The following is an 18,432-nucleotide window of genomic DNA, read 5'->3' on the forward strand; positions in this document are numbered from 1 at the left end:
TGGCTACGTAGCTCAGCTGGTTAGAGCACATCACTCATAATGATGGGGTCACAGGTTCGAATCCCGTCGTAGCCACCATACAAAGGAATTATTGATTCAGTTCGATAAATCCAAAAGAATTGTTGGGGTATCGCCAAGCGGTAAGGCTCTGGTTTCTGATACCAGCATTCCGAGGTTCGAATCCTCGTACCCCAGCCAATTTTAAAAGTCGCCCACGCTGTGCGCGCACCCGTTGGAGTATCTCCAGGCGCTAAGCCACCGGTTTGACCCCGGTACGAAATGGTCAACGTAAAATTGGGGTATCGCCAAGCGGTAAGGCACCGGATTCTGATTCCGGCATTCCGAGGTTCGAATCCTCGTACCCCAGCCAACAAAAAGCAAAAAGCTCGCTTCGGCGGGCTTTTTGCTTTATGGATTTTGGCTACGTCTATTAGCATCCCTACCCGGCCGCGCCTTCGCCAGCCGGGTCGTCCAGCGTTACAATCCCAACGCGTATTTCAACGCCTGACGCTTCAGTCCGCCGGCGCGCTCGGCCGCCATCAGCCCAATGTTTCTCAGCATACGCACCGGGGGCAGATCGTTGCTAAACCCGGCGTAAAACAGATCCATCCCAGACTGCATAATAAAGTTGTCCGCCTGACGGCGCGTCTGGTAGCGCTTAAGTACCGGCAGGCTGGCCCACTCTTCGCCGTGGGCTTTTGCTCTGCCAAGAATATCGAGCAGCGCATCGACATCGCGATAGCCGAGGTTAACCCCCTGCCCCGCCAGCGGATGAATGGTGTGCGCAGCATCGCCCACCAGCGCCAGCCCCGGCTTAACATACTGCAATGCGTGACGGCGGGTGAGCGGGAAGGCGCCCGCACTCAGCGGCGTAATCTCTCCCAGCCGCGACGGGAAGTGGCGAGTAATTTCCTGCTGTAGCTGAGCCATACTCATGCCCTGCAGCTGGCGGATCCGCGCCGGCGCGTCGTACCACACCAGCGAGGCCCAATGATCGAACAGCGGTAAAAACGCGCGCGGCCCCGCCGGAGTGAACTGCTGCCAGGTGCTGTCGCCGGGATCGTCCGCACACTGTACGCTGATCAACATACAGGATTGCTGGTACTGCCACGCGTGGATGCCGATTCCGGCCAGTTGACGCACCTGCGAACTGGCGCCGTCCGCGCCCACCACCAGCCGCGCATCAAGCCGGCTGCCGTCGGTCAGCGTTAAGGAGGCGTACGTTTCTTCCAGACGCATCTCCTGGAGCGATGTTCCCACCTGCAGCGATATGCGCTCATGGGCTTCCAGCGCCTGCCACAGGGCTCGCTGCAGGACGTTATTCTCCACCATATAGCCCAGTTCCGGCAGCTTCAGCTCCGCGGCTTTGAAGACAACATGCGCGCTTTCCCACTCCCAGGTTTCTAGCTGGCGGTACGCATGGGCGCGCATGGACCGCACGCTGTCCCAGACGCCGAGGCCTCTCAGCAGCCCTACCGATGACGCGCTGATTGCCGAAATACGCACGTCAGGCGGTGAAGACGCATCAAAAACCGGTGGCGCGTTTTTTTCAATGACCGTCACCGTAAAGCCCTGCTGCGCCAGGCCAAGCGCGAGGGCGCCGCCAACCATCCCGCCGCCGACGATAACGACATCTCTTGCATGAATTGTCATGGCTATTATCCTTAAACCCGAATCCCCTCAGTTTACCGGATTTTTATTCGGCTTGTGGTGATTACGGTCGTACTGGTCAGGGCGCGGTCAAAGCATTACAATACGCGCCCTGCAATCCTGGCTTTATATCCGTCACCCTTCACATTGCAGAGCAACATCCGGTGAAGACGCTGACTTTGGGTATACCTAATTAAGCATGAGCAAGTCGATGACAAAAAAACTCCATATTAAAACCTGGGGCTGTCAGATGAACGAATACGATTCATCAAAGATGGCCGATCTGCTGGATGCCACCCACGGGTATCAACTCACTGAAGTGGCGGAAGAAGCGGATGTGCTGCTGCTCAATACCTGCTCAATCCGTGAGAAGGCTCAGGAAAAAGTATTCCATCAGCTAGGACGCTGGAAGCTGCTGAAAGAGAAGAATCCCAACCTGATCATCGGCGTTGGCGGCTGCGTAGCCTCTCAGGAAGGCGACCATATTCGCCAGCGCGCCCACTACGTCGATATTATTTTTGGGCCGCAGACCCTGCACCGTCTGCCGGAAATGATCAACTCGGTACGAGGCAACCGCAGCCCGGTCGTCGATATCAGCTTCCCGGAAATCGAAAAATTCGACCGCCTGCCGGAACCGCGCGCCGAAGGCCCAAGCGCCTTTGTTTCCATCATGGAAGGCTGCAACAAGTACTGCACCTACTGCGTGGTGCCTTACACCCGCGGTGAGGAAGTGAGCCGCCCAAGCGACGATATCCTGTTTGAAATCGCCCAGCTTGCGGCTCAGGGCGTCCGTGAAGTCAACCTGCTCGGGCAGAACGTAAACGCCTGGCGCGGGGAAAACTATGACGGCACCACCGGTAGCTTTGCCGATCTCCTGCGTCTGGTTGCGGCGATCGACGGTATCGACCGGATCCGCTTTACCACCAGCCATCCCATCGAGTTCACCGACGATATCATTGAGGTTTACCGCGATACGCCGGAGCTGGTCAGCTTCCTGCACCTGCCGGTGCAGAGCGGTTCCGACCGCGTGCTGAACCTGATGGGCCGAACCCACACGGCGCTGGAATATAAAGCGATTATCCGCAAACTGCGCGCGGCGCGTCCGGATATTCAGATCAGCTCCGACTTCATCGTCGGCTTCCCTGGCGAAACCACCCAGGATTTCGAGCAGACCATGAAGCTGATTGCCGATGTGAATTTCGATATGAGCTACAGCTTCATCTTCTCCGCGCGTCCGGGAACGCCGGCGGCCGATATGGTTGACGACGTACCGGAAGAGGACAAGAAGCAGCGTTTGTATATTTTGCAGGAGCGCATCAACCAGCAGGCGATGGCCTGGAGCCGCCGTATGCTCGGCACCGTGCAGCGCATTCTGGTGGAAGGCACCTCACGTAAGAGCATCATGGAGCTGTCTGGCCGCACCGAAAATAACCGCGTGGTGAACTTCGAAGGCTCGCCTGAGATGATCGGCAAGTTTGTCGATGTCGAGATCACCGACGTCTGGACAAACTCCCTGCGCGGTAAAGTGGTGCGCACCGAGGACGAAATGGGTCTGCGCATCGCGGAAACCCCGGAGTCGGTAATTGCCCGCACCCGTAAAGAAAACGATCTTGGCGTCGGTATCTACCAGCCATAATCCGTTCAGGCCTGCCGGCTCCGGCAGGCCTTGTATTTCCTCTCCTGAACCCAATATCTATAGCGATGCTTGCGCCATATTCCGATGACGTGAATAATTTCCTGACCGGCTACCTTCCGGCTATCTATGTATAAGAGGAACAGCTTGAATACAGACACTCGCGAAATCACCCTTGAGCCCGCGGACAACGCCCGTCTGCTGAGCCTGTGCGGCCCGTTTGATGACAACATTAAACAGCTGGAACGCCGCCTCGGCATCGAGATTAACCGTCGTGACAACCACTTTAAACTGACCGGTCGGCCGATTTGCGTCACCGCTGCGGCGGATATCCTGCGCAGTCTGTACGTCGATACCGCGCCGATGCGCGGCGAAATTCAGGATATTGAACCGGAACAAATTCATCTGGCGATCAAAGAAGCCCGCGTGCTGGAGCAGAGCGCCGAAAGCGTGCCGGACTACGGTAAGGCCATCAATATCAAAACCAAGCGCGGCGTGATTAAGCCGCGTACGCCGAATCAGGCGCAGTACATCGCCAATATTCTTGACCACGACATTACCTTCGGCGTCGGTCCTGCCGGGACCGGGAAAACCTACCTGGCGGTCGCCGCCGCGGTAGACGCGCTGGAGCGCCAGGAGATCCGCCGTATTCTTCTGACCCGTCCGGCGGTTGAGGCCGGCGAAAAACTGGGCTTCCTGCCCGGCGATTTGAGCCAGAAAGTCGATCCGTACCTGCGGCCCCTTTACGACGCGCTGTTCGAGATGCTCGGCTTCGAGAAAGTCGAAAAGTTGATTGAGCGCAACGTGATTGAAGTCGCGCCGCTGGCCTATATGCGCGGCCGTACGCTGAACGATGCGTTTATCATTCTCGACGAAAGCCAGAACACGACCATTGAACAGATGAAAATGTTCCTGACCCGTATCGGCTTTAACTCTAAGGCGGTCATTACCGGCGACGTCACGCAGATTGACCTGCCGCGCAGCACCAAATCGGGCCTGCGCCATGCGATTGAAGTGCTGGCGGAAGTCAATGAGATCAGCTTCAACTTCTTCCATAGCGAAGACGTCGTGCGCCACCCGGTTGTCGCCCGCATCGTTAACGCCTATGAAGCCTGGGAAGAAGCAGACCAGAAACGTAAAGCAGAACTGGCCGCCGAGCGCAAACGCGAAGCCCAGGAACAGGAGCATAAATGAGTCAGGTCATTCTCGATTTACAGCTGGCTTGCGAAGATAACAGCGGAATGCCGGATGAAGCCCTGTTTCAGCGCTGGGTCGATAGCGTTATCCCGCAGTTTCAGGAAGAGTCGGAGCTGACGATTCGCCTGGTTGATGAAGCGGAAAGCCACGAGCTGAACCTGACCTATCGCGGGAAGGACAAACCGACTAACGTGCTCTCTTTCCCGTTCGAAGCCCCGCCGGGTATCGAAATGCCGCTGCTTGGCGACCTGGTCATCTGCCGTCAGGTGGTTGAACAGGAAGCGAAAGAGCAAGGTAAACCGCTGGAAGCGCACTGGGCGCATATGGTGGTCCACGGTAGCCTGCATCTTTTGGGCTATGACCACATCATTGATGAAGAAGCGGAAGAGATGGAATCCCTCGAAACAGAGATAATGCTTGCTCTGGGCTATGAGGATCCGTACATTGCCGAGAAGGAATAACCCGTTGCCGGCTTTGCCGGCGACTGGCCGCTATGCCGGGCGCTGAGTATACGCGTGACGAGCGACTATTTAACTAACATGAGAACCCATACGACGCCATGAGCGACGACAATTCACACAGTAGCGACACAGTAAACAGCAAAAAGGGATTCTTCTCCCTGTTACTCAGCCAGCTCTTTCACGGTGAACCCAAAAATCGTGACGAACTGCTGGCGCTGATCCGTGATTCCGGGCAAAACGACCTTATCGACGAAGATACGCGCGATATGCTCGAAGGGGTAATGGATATTGCCGACCAGCGCGTCCGCGACATCATGATCCCCCGCTCGCAGATGATTACCCTGAAACGCAACCAGACGCTGGACGAGTGCCTCGATGTCATCATCGAATCGGCCCACTCGCGTTTCCCGGTGATCAGCGAAGATAAAGATCACATCGAAGGGATTCTGATGGCCAAAGATCTGCTGCCGTTTATGCGCAGCGATGCCGAAGCCTTCAGCATGGAAAAAGTGTTGCGTCCGGCGGTTGTCGTGCCCGAGAGCAAGCGGGTTGACCGCATGCTGAAGGAGTTTCGCTCCCAACGTTACCATATGGCTATCGTTATCGATGAGTTTGGCGGCGTCTCAGGTCTGGTGACCATTGAAGATATCCTTGAGCTCATCGTCGGTGAAATAGAAGACGAATACGACGAAGAAGAAGATATCGATTTCCGTCAGCTGAGCCGCCACACGTGGACGGTGCGCGCGCTGGCCTCAATCGAAGATTTCAACGAAGCGTACGGCACCCACTTCAGCGATGAAGAGGTCGACACCATCGGCGGTCTGGTCATGCAGGCGTTTGGTCATCTGCCTGCCCGCGGCGAGTCTATCGACATTGATGGTTACCAATTCAAGGTCGCAATGGCTGACAGTCGACGTATTATTCAGGTACATGTAAAGCTTCCTGATGATGCCCCGCAGCCGAAGCTGGAAGACTAATCCAACGGGACGATTAACCTAAATGGTATTTGCCTCTCTTATTGAACGCCAGCGCGTACGTTTGCTGCTGGCGCTGTTATTCGGAGCCAGCGGAACGCTGGCTTTTTCACCTTATGACTTCTGGCCAGCAGCCCTTATTTCGTTAATTGGCCTGCAAGGTTTAACCCTCAATCGACGTCCCCTGCAAAGCGCCGCGATTGGCTATTTCTGGGGGTTAGGGCTGTTCGGCTCCGGTATTAACTGGGTCTACGTGAGCATCGCGCAGTTCGGCGGCATGCCCGGTCCGGTCAACGTTTTCCTGGTGGTGCTGCTGGCGGCCTATCTGTCGCTCTATACCGGATTATTTGCCGGCATTCTTTCGCGCCTGTGGCCAAAAACCAGCTGGATACGCGTGGCTATCGCCGCGCCGGTGGTGTGGCAAATCAGCGAATTTCTGCGCGGCTGGGTGCTCACCGGCTTCCCGTGGCTACAGTTCGGCTACAGTCAGATTGACGGCCCGCTCAAAGGCCTGGCTCCCGTGATGGGCGTTGAGGCGATTAACTTCCTGCTGATGCTTGTCAGCGGCCTGCTGGTATTGGCCATCGCGCAGCGTAACTGGAAGCCGCTGATCGCCGCCGTCGTGCTGTTCGCCCTGCCCTTCCCGCTTCGCTATATTCAGTGGTATCAACCGCTGCCGGCGCGCGCGACCACGGTTTCGCTGGTACAGGGCGATATCCCCCAGGCGATGAAATGGGACCAGAATCAGCTGCTCAACACCCTGAAAACCTATCTGGATCTCACCCAGCCGCATATGGGTAAATCGCAGCTGATCGTCTGGCCGGAGTCCGCGATTCCGGATCTGGAAATTAACCAGCAGCGCTTCCTCAGCATGATGGACGACCTGATGCGGTCGAAAAATAGCTCGCTGATCACCGGCATCGTCGATGCGCGTCTGAACGCGCGCAATCGCTACGATACGTACAACACCATTATTACGCTGGGCAAAGATAACCCGTACAGCTACGACTCAAAGAATCGCTACAACAAGAATCATCTGGTGCCGTTTGGTGAGTTTGTGCCGCTGGAATCGATTCTGCGTCCGCTGGCGCCGTTCTTCGACCTGCCAATGTCCTCTTTCAGCCGCGGGCCGTACGTGCAGCCGCAGCTGGTGGCGCATAATATGCGTCTGACGGCGGCTATCTGCTACGAGATCATTCTTGGCGAGCAGGTGCGGGATAACTTCCGCCCGGATACGGATTTTCTGTTAACTATTTCGAATGACGCATGGTTCGGCAAATCTATCGGCCCCTGGCAGCACTTCCAGATGGCGCGGATGCGCGCGCTGGAGCTGGCCCGTCCGCTGCTGCGCAGCACCAATAACGGCATTACCGCGGTCATCGGCCCGCGCGGTGAAATACAGGAGATGATCCCGCAGTTCACCCGCGCCGTATTAACCACCAAAGTAACCCCAACGGCAGGACTGACTCCGTACGCGCGTACGGGGAACTGGCCGCTGTGGGCGTTAACCGCCTTGTTTGGCTTTGCTGCGCTGCTGATGAGCCTGCGCCAGCGCCGTCAATAATTGCTTCTCCCGCGGCGGCATTCGTCGCCGCGGTCATCTCCCCTTCTTATCCATTCTGGCACGACCATTGCTTAATAAATTCATGTCGCAACGCGATCCTCGGGGGTACAACCCGGTTGCACCACCATCGATCGTCAGGCGGCGCTATTTTGGTGCAATGGGGGATTTTTGCCTTTAAATGGTGCGGTGCGCTTCGCAAAAATCAACAATATAAGAGCAAAATCTTTACATTAAGCCAAACTAAATGCTAACAAACACATACAAATGCTGCACGCAAAGACGGCAGCGATAAAAAAGCACACACATTCACAATGGGTATCAATAGCGTCTGACGGCGCTGAGGATAAGGAGTCGGATATGCAATTACGTAAACTGGCCGCAGCAATGCTGGTCATGGGCCTCACCGCTGGGGTGGCGCATGCAGAAGATGCGGCATCCACCGCTGGCCAGAGCACTCTGGATAAAATTGCCAAAAACGGCGTTATCGTCGTTGGTCACCGTGAATCATCCGTTCCGTTCTCTTACTATGACAACAAGCAGCAGGTCGTTGGCTACTCCCAGGACTACTCGAATGCGATCGTTGATGCCATCAAGAAGAAGCTGAACAAGCCGGATCTGCAGGTCAAACTGATCCCGGTCACCTCACAAAACCGTATTCCGCTGCTGCAAAACGGCACGTATGATTTCGAATGCGGCTCCACCACCAACAACCTTGAGCGCCAGAAACAGGCGGCCTTTTCCGACACGATTTTCGTCGTCGGTACCCGTCTGCTGGTGAAAAAAGGCGGCGCGATTAAAGATTTCCCGGACCTGAAGGATAAAGCCGTCGTCGTCACCTCCGGCACCACCTCCGAAATTCTGCTGCACAAGCTGAACGACGAGAAAAAAATGAATATGCGTATTATCAGCGCAAAAGATCACGGTGACTCTTTCCGTACTCTGGAAAGCGGTCGCGCGGTGGCCTTTATGATGGATGACGCGCTGCTGGCGGGCGAACGTGCGAAAGCGAAGAAACCGGATAACTGGGAGATTGTCGGTACCGCTCAGTCTCAGGAAGCCTACGGCTGCATGCTGCGCAAAGATGACCCGCAGTTCAAAACGCTGGTTGATGAGACGGTCGCCCAGGTTCAGACCTCCGGTGAAGCCGAAAAATGGTTCGATAAGTGGTTTAAAAATCCTATTCCGCCAAAGAACCTGAATATGAACTTTGAACTCTCTGACGAGATGAAAGCGCTGTTCAAATCACCTAACGATAAAGCTCTTAACTAATTAAAAAAACAAAGGGCGGGGAATCCTGCCCTCCCGATTGTTGCTACGGCGCGGACAGACTATACGGCGGCTGGTCGTTCCCCAGCGGCCGCGAATACCGAAACAGGCTGAGCAACAATCTTCGAGGGTAGCGCTGCTACCCTTTTTTTTCCAGGAGTCATTTATGTCAATAGACTGGAACTGGGGGATATTCCTGCAACAGGCCCCGTTCGGCAACACCACCTATTTAGGCTGGCTGTGGAGTGGTTTTCAGATCACCGTCACCCTGTCGGTAACGGCCTGGATTATCGCGTTCTTTGTAGGTTCGCTCTTCGGTATTCTCCGTACGGTCCCGAACCGTCTGCTGTCGACTATCGGCACCTGCTACGTTGAACTTTTTCGTAACGTTCCGCTTATCGTTCAATTTTTCACCTGGTATCTGGTGGTGCCTGAACTGCTGCCGGAAAACATCGGCATGTGGTTTAAGTCCGAGCTGGATCCGAATATTCAGTTTTTCGTTTCTTCGATGCTGTGTCTGGGATTGTTTACCGCCGCGCGCGTCTGCGAGCAGGTTCGTTCCGGTATTCAATCCCTGCCGCGCGGCCAGAAAAACGCCGGGCTGGCGATGGGGCTAACGCTCCCGCAAACCTACCGTTACGTTCTGCTGCCCAACGCCTATCGCGTTATCGTGCCGCCAATGACCTCTGAAATGATGAACCTGGTGAAAAACTCGGCCATCGCCTCCACCATTGGTCTTGCCGATATGGCCGCGCAGGCGGGTAAGCTGCTGGACTACTCGGCCCATGCCTGGGAATCGTTTACCGCTATCACCCTCGCCTACGTGTTTATCAACGCCGTTATTATGCTGATCATGTACGTGGTCGAACGTAAAGTCCGCCTGCCGGGCAATATGGGGGGTAAATAATGTACGATTTTGACTGGAGCTCCATTATTCCTTCCATGCCATACCTGCTGGCAGGGCTGGTGATTACCTTAAAAATTACCGTGACCGCGATTGTTGTCGGGATTGTGTGGGGGACGATCCTGGCCGTTATGCGCCTGTCGAGCTTCCTGCCGCTGGCGTGGTTCGCCAAAACCTACGTTAACGTTTTCCGCTCCATTCCGCTGGTGATGGTACTGCTGTGGTTTTATCTGATTGTTCCCGGGTTCCTGCAGAACGTGCTTGGCCTGTCGCCGAAAACCGATATCCGCCTGATTTCAGCGATGATCGCCTTCTCCATGTTTGAAGCGGCCTATTACTCGGAAATTATCCGTGCCGGCATTCAGAGCATCTCGCGCGGCCAGTCCAGCGCCGCGCTGGCGCTGGGCATGACCCACTGGCAATCCATGAAGCTGGTGATTCTGCCGCAGGCCTTCCGCGCCATGGTACCGCTGCTGCTGACTCAGGGCATCGTACTATTTCAGGATACCTCGCTGGTCTATGTCCTGAGCCTGGCCGACTTTTTCCGCACCGCCTCGACTATCGGCGAGCGTGATGGAACCCAGGTAGAGATGATCCTGTTCGCAGGCGCCGTATATTTTGTGTTTAGTCTCAGCGCATCGCTGTTGGTCAGCTGGTTGAAGAAAAGGACTGTGTAATGATTACCCTGAAAAATGTTTCAAAATGGTATGGTCACTTTCAGGTGCTGACCGATTGCTCCACGGAAGTGAAAAAAGGCGAAGTGGTGGTGGTCTGCGGGCCTTCGGGCTCGGGTAAATCAACGCTGATTAAAACCGTAAACGGCCTTGAGCCCATTCAGCAAGGTCAAATCATCGTCGACGGCACCACCGTCAACGATAAAAAGACCAACCTGGCCAAACTGCGCTCGCGCGTCGGGATGGTATTCCAGCACTTTGAGCTGTTCCCTCACTTATCGATTATCGATAACCTCACCCTGGCGCAGGTCAAGGTGCTCAATCGCGATAAAGCCGCCTCCCGGGCAAAAGGGCTTAAGCTGCTGGAACGCGTGGGGCTTTCCGCTCATGCCGAAAAATTCCCCGCCCAGCTCTCGGGTGGCCAACAGCAGCGCGTGGCCATCGCCCGCGCGCTGTGTATGGATCCTATCGCCATGCTGTTTGATGAACCCACCTCCGCGCTGGATCCGGAGATGATTAACGAAGTGCTGGACGTCATGGTTGAACTGGCGAACGAAGGGATGACTATGATGGTGGTCACCCATGAAATGGGCTTTGCGCGTAAGGTAGCCAACCGGGTTATCTTTATGGATGAAGGAAAAATTGTCGAAGACGCCGATAAAGAAGCGTTTTTTGCTAACCCGCAATCTGAACGCGCCAAAGACTTCCTCGCCAAAATTCTGCACTAACCTTCCGGCGTGTACGGTACCGTACACGCCTTTTATCTCTTCCCGCTCCTGTCTCTCTCCATAGTTATGGCAATAGTTTCGTTGCTCTCAAATACGCGTCATAAATATATCCAGCCTCACGCCAAATAATTCACGACCTGAAACGCTCAATTCAACAAAAATTCACGCTTTACATCGTGGATTACCTAATCTGCCGTAGATAACATGGCGCAGATTTGACAACAACGCTGAGCACCGGCAGCGTTTTTTTTTGATTTTAGAAAAGTAAGATTCTTAAGATTGAGTACCCGGCTTCGTTAACCATACTCAGTGAACGCTAAACATTCTTGACAAGGCTATAACGGACGAATGAAACAAATGGATATTGCTTCGTGAATAATAAAAGTCTCATAACCGCCCTTTCTCTTTATATTCTGCTAACCGCGTCGACATTGGCGAATGTATCGATTAGTAATACCAATCAGGTGGAACAGGATAAGGCACGTCAAAGCGCATTGGCACCAGCACAGCAGGAATATTCGGCATCAGGTAGAGGATCGCAAAAATATAAACTTGTCTTTCCACTGGAAGCAACCTGTCGATATATCAACCATGTTGAAATTATTTCCGCTGACCACAAGCTGACCCTCGGTCTGTTAGGTAATATCGCTCGCCAGGCTGAAAAAAAGTGTCTGGGTATTGAAGGCATACGTCTACTCACCACAACCTTGCAAAATGAACTTATTGCCCGGGGATATATCACGTCGCTTATTGATGTACCTTCACAGTCCCTGAATGATGGCATTCTGAGCATCACGTTGAGCTATGGCTATATCGGTAATATTAGCTGGGCTTCCGACAATAGCGCGACAACCAGCCTGTGGAATGCCATACCGGCTAAAACAGGAGATATCCTGAAGCTAACCGAACTGGAACAGGGAATGGCTAACTTACAGCGTTTACCCGGCTCATCGGCGCAGATGAAAATCATGCCGGGTAAGAACAATGCGGAAAGCGACATCCAAATATCCCGGCATCTGGCACGAAACTGGCAAGTAGGCGCATGGCTGGATGATGCCGGAAGCCGTAGCAGCGGGCGTTACCAGGCCGGTGGCGCGCTTTATCTTTACGACCTGACGACGCTAAATGACATACTCTATTTATCCATGGGGGGCGATGTCGAGTTTAATCAACATAACGATGGTAATCAGAATAAAAGCCTCTATTATTCTATTCCCTTTGGATTTTGGTCGCTCAATCTTTACGGTTCACAAAGTGAATATCGTCAGCAGTTCAATGGTAGATACTCTACCATTGAATATAAAAGCAAAAATGATTATGCCAGCGCAACCTTAACGCGTTTACTTTCGCATACCCGTCAGCAAAAAACGACTGTTGATGCGCGAATATCTAAAAGCACCTCACATTACTATTTTGGCGGTAGTGAATTGAGCGTTATGCGCAAACAGAATCCTGCCTGGGATATTACTGTACATCAACAACGATATTTTACTCATACAATCATAGATGCCAGCCTGGGCGTACAGCGTAGCCTTCCGTGGCTCAGTTCAGTACCAACCCCTGAGGAAAAAGCCGGTCTGTACAGTAAGCTTTCGCGCATTATTCATGCCGACCTTCAAGCCCTAATGAAGTTTGAATTGACGGGAGATAAATTCAGCTATGCCCCACATGTCAATATACAAATCAGTCCCGACATCTTATCCGTAGATAATCAATTTAATATAGGTAATCGCTGGACGGTACGAGGCTTTGACGGTGAAAGAACCCTTTCAGGAAATCAAGGCTGGTACTGGCGCAATGATTTCATCTGGGATATGCCCGCCCCGGAACAACAGCTGTACTTAGGCATAGATGTTGGGCGCATTACAGGAACAGAACAGTACGGAAATGGCAAAGTCATATCTGGCGCCAGTATGGGAGTGCGCGGGAGCGTTATTGCTACTCAATATGATTTTTTCCTGGGAACACCGTTGGTAAAGCCAAACGGTTTTCATACAGACCCTGTGAACCTGGGGTTTTCATTACAATGGAGGTATTAAAGTCAGTTTTTCAACGTATCGGTTAACTTCATTTATTTTTAAAGGACTATATTAAATGTTTAAATTCAAATTATCCTATGTTGTGCTAGCAGCAGCCTTGAGCTCAACCTTCGTTTATGCCGACCCGACAACCTATACTCATTTATCAGGCGTCAAGGTCATCGATATTGAAAAACCCAATGCCGCCGGCGTCTCACATAATATGTATCGTGAGTTTAACGTTGATAGTAAAGGTGTCGTTCTTAACAATAGCACCAGCGATCTCACACACGGGACCTTAGGAAATATTGCTAAAAATAACAATCTGACCAATGGTAGTGCTTCTGTTATTCTTAACGAAGTCACCTCAAATCGTGCCAGCTCACTGAATGGATTTATTGAAGTCGCGGGTCAACGCGCTGATGTTGTTATTGCTAACCCCAATGGCATTTCCTGCTCAGGATGTAGTTTCATTAACACCAATAAGGCGATTTTAACGACCGGAAAGGTGACTTTTTCTGATACTGGCGCGATCGCCAGCTATGACGTAACCGGTGGCAAGTTGTCCATCGACAAAAAAGGAATGGATGCGAGCAATAGCTATGCTGTACTGCTCGCCGATGCGATAGCCATTAACGGTGCGGTTAATGCAAAGAACGCAATAGTGGGTGCCGGAAACTTCACGTTTGATAACGGCTCAGGCGCGATAACCTCAGCGGGTAAATCAGCAACGGCGCTGCAGTATCTTTACCCTGAATATAGTATCGACATTAGTAATCTTGGTGGCATCAAAGCCAATAGTATTACTATGGTTGGCAATAATTTAGGTTTTGGCGTTCGAAATAAAGGCGCTATTGTTGCTAACACCAGCCTCTCTTTGACCAGCTTTGGCTCACTCACCAACGAAGGCTCTATCGCCAGCAATGGTATGATGACTCAGGTAGTCTCTGCAGGCAATTTTAAAAATACGGGAAATATATCCTCGAATAATATCACCCTACTGAACAGCCTCAGTTCGATAAGCAATAGTGGAACCATTTCCAGCACAGGAAATTTATTAGTCAACGCATCCGGAAATATCGAAAATACGGGTAAATTCAAAGCATCCACCATATTGAACGTAATGACTAACGGTAACCTGAAAACAACGTATGGTTCCAGTTTACTTTCAGATAATCAGCTGATAGTCACCGCTGCCGGTAATATTGACAACGGAGGTTCAACCAGAAGTAAAAACACAACGGTGACCTTTGGGGGGGATTCGCTTAAAGTCACTGGCAATATTTTTGGCTACGATACTCTGCTGGTTCAGGCGCAAAAAAATGAACAGATGACGTCCGGGGAGATTAGCAACTTTGGTACTACCTCCGGCGGCAACGTGACCATAAAAACCAATGGTACTCTGGCATTAAAAAAAGGGAGTTTTATGGAAGCTGCTGATACGCTGACAACAAAAAGCTACCTGCTTAATAATGAAGGCTACATCGGGGCAAATACAATAGCTATTGATAACTATGTCACCCACAACTATGGGGCTATTGTTGGTCAGTATAATGTTGGCGTTAAAACCTATCACGAGCTTTATAATGAAGGTGAAATTTCAAGCTCATCAAATATGACGCTGGATACCCAAAATTACGGTGATATCACAAACCGTTCTCTTATCAGGGCTGACGGCACTTTAACCATGACGGCAAAAAAAGTGGTTAACGGAGGGTATCGCTGCGGTTTCCTTAATCTGGCAACCTGTGGCAAAGGCACGATTTCCACTAATAATCTGGTTTTAAATTCATCACATAAATACGCCAGTGAAATGGGGGGCACTCAGCAGTTTAAGAGCGCGACCATTAACACTATCAATTAACATGACGTTATCATCGAAGATGCGCTTCTCTTTTTAATAAAGACCTTATGCTGGTGCTTCGGCACCAGCATTTTTATGCATACAGATGAAGGGTTAGCCTGCCCTTTAAAAGGAAGGCCAATATATCAACGCGCTTTATATTGGCTCTCGGGCTGGCTTAACGCCTGTGTAAAAGGCTCCGCAGATATCTACCGCGTATTTACGGCTCGAATGGCCGGCGCTGGAACTGATCGTGCCCGCATTTTGGACAACGCGGTAGCACATCCGGCGTATAAACCGGCAGATGGTAATGGCACTTCTCACACACCAGATTACCGAGCCCCACGACTTCGCCGCTGTGATAGACGCCGTGGTGGCTGAGATCCTGGAACACCTCGCGCCACTCAAGCTGAGTTTTATCGGTGATATCCGCCAGCTCCTGCCACAGGCTCTCTTTGATCACCCGCATAAAGACGCTATCAGTCAGCTCATCCTGACTCTCTTCATAACTGAGCGCGAACTCTTCCAGGTCGCGTCTGACTGCGCGGATCACATTCTCGATTTCGCTCTGCGTTAACTCGCCGGACTGGCTAATCTTGACCCTGGCCTGCTCCACCAGCGCATCAATATCGCGTTCTCCATTGCGTAACCGCTCGCTGAGCGTCGACACCAGCTCTCGGTAGAATTGAGCAACCTTGTTCATCTTTTCGCCTCCGGTGTGGTTAACTTCTTCTTATGATAGACGTTATCTGCGGATTGCTCTGCCAGCCAACCCACAGAGTCACGAAATATTCTCCACCGCTTTCATCTCTGTAAGTGTGTGAAAGGCTGTTTTGACGTTGGCGTTTGGGCTATGCTATGCCGATCTGAAATAACACATCCATTGGCTACATTTTGTAGCTGTATTGAAAACAGGACCACTGGCTGCCATGCAAGAGCAATACCGCCCGGAAGAGATAGAATCAAAAGTCCAGCAACACTGGGACGAGAAGCGTACCTTTGAAGTTACCGAAGACGAGAGCAAAGAGAAGTATTACTGCCTGTCGATGCTTCCCTATCCTTCTGGTCGACTACACATGGGCCACGTGCGCAACTATACCATCGGCGACGTGATTTCCCGTTACCAGCGTATGTTGGGCAAAAATGTCCTGCAGCCTATCGGCTGGGATGCGTTTGGTCTGCCTGCGGAAGGCGCCGCGGTGAAAAACAACACCGCTCCGGCCCCGTGGACCTACGACAATATCGCCTACATGAAAAACCAGCTGAAAAAGCTGGGCTTCGGCTATGACTGGAGCCGTGAAGTGGCAACCTGCACCCCGGAATACTACCGCTGGGAGCAGAAGTTCTTCACCGAGCTGTATAAAAAGGGGCTGGTCTATAAAAAAACCTCCGCGGTAAACTGGTGCCCGAACGATCAGACCGTTCTGGCGAATGAACAGGTTATCGACGGCTGCTGCTGGCGCTGCGACACGAAAGTTGAGCGTAAAGAGATCCCGCAGTGGTTTATCAAAATCACCGCCTACGCTGACGAGCTGCTGAACGATCTGGATAACCTGGATCACTGGCCAGATACCGTTAAAACCATGCAGCGCAACTGGATTGGCCGCTCCGAAGGCGTCGAAATCTCCTTCGACGTTAACGACTACGCCGACAAGCTGACCGTTTATACTACCCGCCCGGACACCTTTATGGGCTGTACCTACCTGGCCGTCGCTGCGGGTCACCCGCTGGCGCAGCAGGCAGCAGCCAATAACCCCGCGCTGGCGACGTTTATCGACGAATGCCGTAATACCAAAGTTGCCGAAGCCGAAATGGCAACCATGGAGAAAAAAGGCGTCGATACCGGCTATAAAGCGATTCACCCGCTGACCGGCGAAGCGATCCCGGTATGGGCGGCAAACTTTGTGCTGATGGAGTACGGCACCGGCGCGGTGATGGCCGTTCCGGGTCACGATCAGCGCGACTACGAGTTTGCCAGCAAGTACGGTCTCAACATCAAGCCGGTCATCCTGGCCGCTGATGGCTCCGAACCCGATCTCTCCGAACAGGCGCTGACCGAAAAAGGCGTGCTGTTCAACTCCGGCGAATTCGACGGTCTGGATCACGAAGCTGGCTTTAATGCCATCGCGGATAAGCTCGCGTCTCTTGGCGTCGGCGAACGTAAAGTGAACTACCGTCTGCGCGACTGGGGCGTTTCCCGTCAGCGCTACTGGGGTGCGCCGATCCCAATGGTGACCCTTGAAGACGGTACCGTGATGCCGACGCCGGAAGATCAGCTGCCGGTTATTCTGCCGGAAGACGTCGTGATGGACGGCATCACCAGCCCAATCAAAGCCGATCCTGAGTGGGCGAAAACCACCGTTAACGGCCAGCCGGCGCTGCGCGAAACCGATACGTTTGACACCTTTATGGAGTCCTCCTGGTACTACGCGCGCTACACCTGCCCACAGTACGACCAGGGTATGCTCGACCCGGAAGCGGCCAACTACTGGCTGCCGGTCGATATCTATATCGGCGGCATCGAACACGCCATTATGCACCTGCTCTATTTCCGCTTCTTCCACAAGCTGATGCGCGACGCGGGCATGGTGAACTCTGACGAACCGGCTAAACAGCTGCTTTGCCAGGGCATGGTGCTGGCAGATGCCTTCTACTATGTTGGCGAAAACGGCGAGCGTAACTGGGTCTCTCCGAAAGAGGCGACCACCGAGCGCGACGAGAAAGGGCGTATCGTTAAAGCCTTCGATCCGCAGGGTCGCGAGCTGGTCTATACCGGCATGAGCAAGATGTCCAAGTCGAAAAACAACGGCATCGACCCGCAGGAGATGGTGGAACGCTACGGCGCGGACACCGTGCGCCTGTTTATGATGTTCGCTTCTCCGGCCGACATGACGCTGGAGTGGCAGGAATCCGGCGTGGAAGGTGCGAACCGCTTCCTGAAACGCGTCTGGAAACTGGTTTACGAACACACTACCCTGGGTGAAGCCCCTGCGCTGGACGTTGCCAGCCTCAGCGAAGATCAAAAAGCGCTGCGTCGCGACGTGCACAAAACCATCGCGAAAGTGACCGATGACATCGGCCGTCGTCAGACCTTCAACACCGCGATTGCGGCGATTATGGAGCTGATGAACAAGCTGGCGAAAGCGCCGCAGGAAAACGATCAGGATCGCGCGCTGATGCGTGAGGCCCTGCTGGCCGTGGTTCGCATGCTCAACCCGTTCACCCCGCACGCCAGCTTTACCCTGTGGCAGGAGCTGGGCGGCGAAGGCGATATTGACAACACGCCGTGGCCGGTCGCTGATGAAAGCGCAATGGTTGAAGACACGACTCTGGTCGTGGTCCAGGTAAATGGTAAAGTTCGTGGTAAAATTACCGTTGCGGTGGATGCAACTGAAGAGCAGGTTCGTGAGCGCGCGGGTCAGGAGCATCTGGTCGCGAAATATCTCGACGGTGTGACCGTACGTAAAGTGATCTACGTTCCGGGTAAACTGCTCAATCTGGTCGTTGGCTAAGCGCAGGA

Annotated in this window: 14 protein-coding genes and 3 tRNA genes; 15 read left to right on the top strand and 2 right to left on the bottom strand. The window is 53.1% G+C overall.

The window, feature by feature from the left end:
* Position 1 precedes the first annotated feature (1 nt).
* From F8562_RS28025 to F8562_RS28035, 3 genes are all read left to right on the top strand, one after another.
* Positions 2-78, top strand: a tRNA-Met gene (locus tag F8562_RS28025).
* Positions 79-123: 45 nt separating this feature from the next.
* Positions 124-198: transfer RNA gene (locus tag F8562_RS28030), tRNA-Gln, on the top strand.
* 97 nt (positions 199-295) lie between these two features.
* Positions 296-370, top strand: a tRNA-Gln gene (locus F8562_RS28035).
* A 107-nt stretch (positions 371-477) separates the two neighbouring features.
* Here F8562_RS28035 and ubiF read toward each other — a convergent pair.
* Positions 478-1,653, bottom strand: a complete 1,176-nt coding sequence (gene ubiF / locus F8562_RS28040; protein ID WP_014837815.1) for a 3-demethoxyubiquinol 3-hydroxylase — start codon at positions 1,651-1,653, stop codon at positions 478-480.
* Between the two features lie 208 nt (positions 1,654-1,861).
* Between ubiF and miaB the strand changes: the two genes are divergently transcribed.
* From miaB to F8562_RS28095, 11 genes are all read left to right on the top strand, one after another.
* Complete coding sequence (miaB, locus tag F8562_RS28045; RefSeq protein ID WP_004111391.1) at positions 1,862-3,286, top strand: tRNA (N6-isopentenyl adenosine(37)-C2)-methylthiotransferase MiaB; 1,425 nt, start codon at positions 1,862-1,864, stop codon at positions 3,284-3,286.
* Between the two features lie 144 nt (positions 3,287-3,430).
* Positions 3,431-4,477, top strand: coding sequence for a PhoH family protein (locus F8562_RS28050; protein ID WP_179294845.1), 1,047 nt, complete (start codon positions 3,431-3,433; stop codon positions 4,475-4,477).
* A complete protein-coding gene (gene ybeY / locus F8562_RS28055) occupies positions 4,474-4,941 on the top strand; it encodes an rRNA maturation RNase YbeY (RefSeq protein ID WP_004130446.1) in 468 nt (155 codons plus the stop codon). Before F8562_RS28050 ends, ybeY begins: the two co-directional genes overlap by 4 nt.
* Before the next feature lie 98 nt (positions 4,942-5,039).
* On the top strand, positions 5,040-5,918 hold the full coding sequence (corC, locus tag F8562_RS28060) for a CNNM family magnesium/cobalt transport protein CorC (RefSeq protein ID WP_004130445.1): 879 nt from the start codon (positions 5,040-5,042) through the stop codon (positions 5,916-5,918).
* Positions 5,919-5,940: 22 nt separating this feature from the next.
* Positions 5,941-7,479 (top strand): apolipoprotein N-acyltransferase, encoded by a 1,539-nt coding sequence (lnt, locus tag F8562_RS28065; RefSeq protein ID WP_014837813.1) that lies wholly within the window; start codon positions 5,941-5,943, stop codon positions 7,477-7,479.
* Between the two features lie 357 nt (positions 7,480-7,836).
* A complete protein-coding gene (locus F8562_RS28070) occupies positions 7,837-8,748 on the top strand; it encodes an amino acid ABC transporter substrate-binding protein (RefSeq protein WP_004848819.1) in 912 nt (303 codons plus the stop codon).
* A 163-nt stretch (positions 8,749-8,911) separates the two neighbouring features.
* Complete coding sequence (locus F8562_RS28075; protein WP_014837812.1) at positions 8,912-9,652, top strand: amino acid ABC transporter permease; 741 nt, start codon at positions 8,912-8,914, stop codon at positions 9,650-9,652.
* Positions 9,652-10,326 (top strand): glutamate/aspartate ABC transporter permease GltK, encoded by a 675-nt coding sequence (gene gltK / locus F8562_RS28080; RefSeq protein ID WP_004848815.1) that lies wholly within the window; start codon positions 9,652-9,654, stop codon positions 10,324-10,326. The genes F8562_RS28075 and gltK overlap by 1 nt, the downstream gene beginning before the upstream one ends.
* The gene (locus F8562_RS28085; RefSeq protein ID WP_004100186.1) at positions 10,326-11,051 is read left to right on the top strand and encodes an amino acid ABC transporter ATP-binding protein; all 726 of its coding nucleotides are present in this window, start codon (positions 10,326-10,328) and stop codon (positions 11,049-11,051) included. Before gltK ends, F8562_RS28085 begins: the two co-directional genes overlap by 1 nt.
* 371 nt (positions 11,052-11,422) lie before the next feature.
* Positions 11,423-13,090 (top strand): ShlB/FhaC/HecB family hemolysin secretion/activation protein, encoded by a 1,668-nt coding sequence (locus F8562_RS28090; protein ID WP_014837811.1) that lies wholly within the window; start codon positions 11,423-11,425, stop codon positions 13,088-13,090.
* 55 nt (positions 13,091-13,145) lie between these two features.
* On the top strand, positions 13,146-14,933 hold the full coding sequence (locus F8562_RS28095; RefSeq protein ID WP_094909293.1) for a filamentous hemagglutinin N-terminal domain-containing protein: 1,788 nt from the start codon (positions 13,146-13,148) through the stop codon (positions 14,931-14,933).
* A gap of 199 nt (positions 14,934-15,132) precedes the next feature.
* On the opposite strand, the gene F8562_RS28100 is transcribed toward F8562_RS28095, so the two are convergent.
* The gene (locus F8562_RS28100) at positions 15,133-15,615 is read right to left on the bottom strand and encodes a zinc ribbon-containing protein (RefSeq protein ID WP_014228404.1); all 483 of its coding nucleotides are present in this window, start codon (positions 15,613-15,615) and stop codon (positions 15,133-15,135) included.
* A gap of 226 nt (positions 15,616-15,841) precedes the next feature.
* Between F8562_RS28100 and leuS the strand changes: the two genes are divergently transcribed.
* The gene (gene leuS / locus F8562_RS28105) at positions 15,842-18,424 is read left to right on the top strand and encodes a leucine--tRNA ligase (protein WP_014228403.1); all 2,583 of its coding nucleotides are present in this window, start codon (positions 15,842-15,844) and stop codon (positions 18,422-18,424) included.
* The last annotated feature ends 8 nt before the right edge of the window (positions 18,425-18,432 follow it).

It is taken from the genome of Klebsiella sp. RCJ4 (assembly GCF_009025755.1).
GTDB lineage: Bacteria > Pseudomonadota > Gammaproteobacteria > Enterobacterales > Enterobacteriaceae > Klebsiella > Klebsiella michiganensis.

Excerpts from the sequence above, each read along its gene's own strand:
- ubiF (WP_014837815.1), bottom strand. The coding sequence starts at position 1,653 with ATGACAATTCATGCAAGAGATGTCGTTATCGTCGGCGGCGGGATGGTT.
- miaB (WP_004111391.1), top strand. The coding sequence starts at position 1,862 with ATGACAAAAAAACTCCATATTAAAACCTGGGGCTGTCAGATGAACGAA.
- ybeY (WP_004130446.1), top strand. The coding sequence starts at position 4,474 with ATGAGTCAGGTCATTCTCGATTTACAGCTGGCTTGCGAAGATAACAGC.
- corC (WP_004130445.1), top strand. The coding sequence starts at position 5,040 with ATGAGCGACGACAATTCACACAGTAGCGACACAGTAAACAGCAAAAAG.
- lnt (WP_014837813.1), top strand. The coding sequence starts at position 5,941 with ATGGTATTTGCCTCTCTTATTGAACGCCAGCGCGTACGTTTGCTGCTG.
- F8562_RS28070 (WP_004848819.1), top strand. The coding sequence starts at position 7,837 with ATGCAATTACGTAAACTGGCCGCAGCAATGCTGGTCATGGGCCTCACC.
- F8562_RS28075 (WP_014837812.1), top strand. The coding sequence starts at position 8,912 with ATGTCAATAGACTGGAACTGGGGGATATTCCTGCAACAGGCCCCGTTC.
- gltK (WP_004848815.1), top strand. The coding sequence starts at position 9,652 with ATGTACGATTTTGACTGGAGCTCCATTATTCCTTCCATGCCATACCTG.
- F8562_RS28085 (WP_004100186.1), top strand. The coding sequence starts at position 10,326 with ATGATTACCCTGAAAAATGTTTCAAAATGGTATGGTCACTTTCAGGTG.
- F8562_RS28095 (WP_094909293.1), top strand. The coding sequence starts at position 13,146 with ATGTTTAAATTCAAATTATCCTATGTTGTGCTAGCAGCAGCCTTGAGC.
- F8562_RS28100 (WP_014228404.1), bottom strand. The coding sequence starts at position 15,615 with ATGAACAAGGTTGCTCAATTCTACCGAGAGCTGGTGTCGACGCTCAGC.
- leuS (WP_014228403.1), top strand. The coding sequence starts at position 15,842 with ATGCAAGAGCAATACCGCCCGGAAGAGATAGAATCAAAAGTCCAGCAA.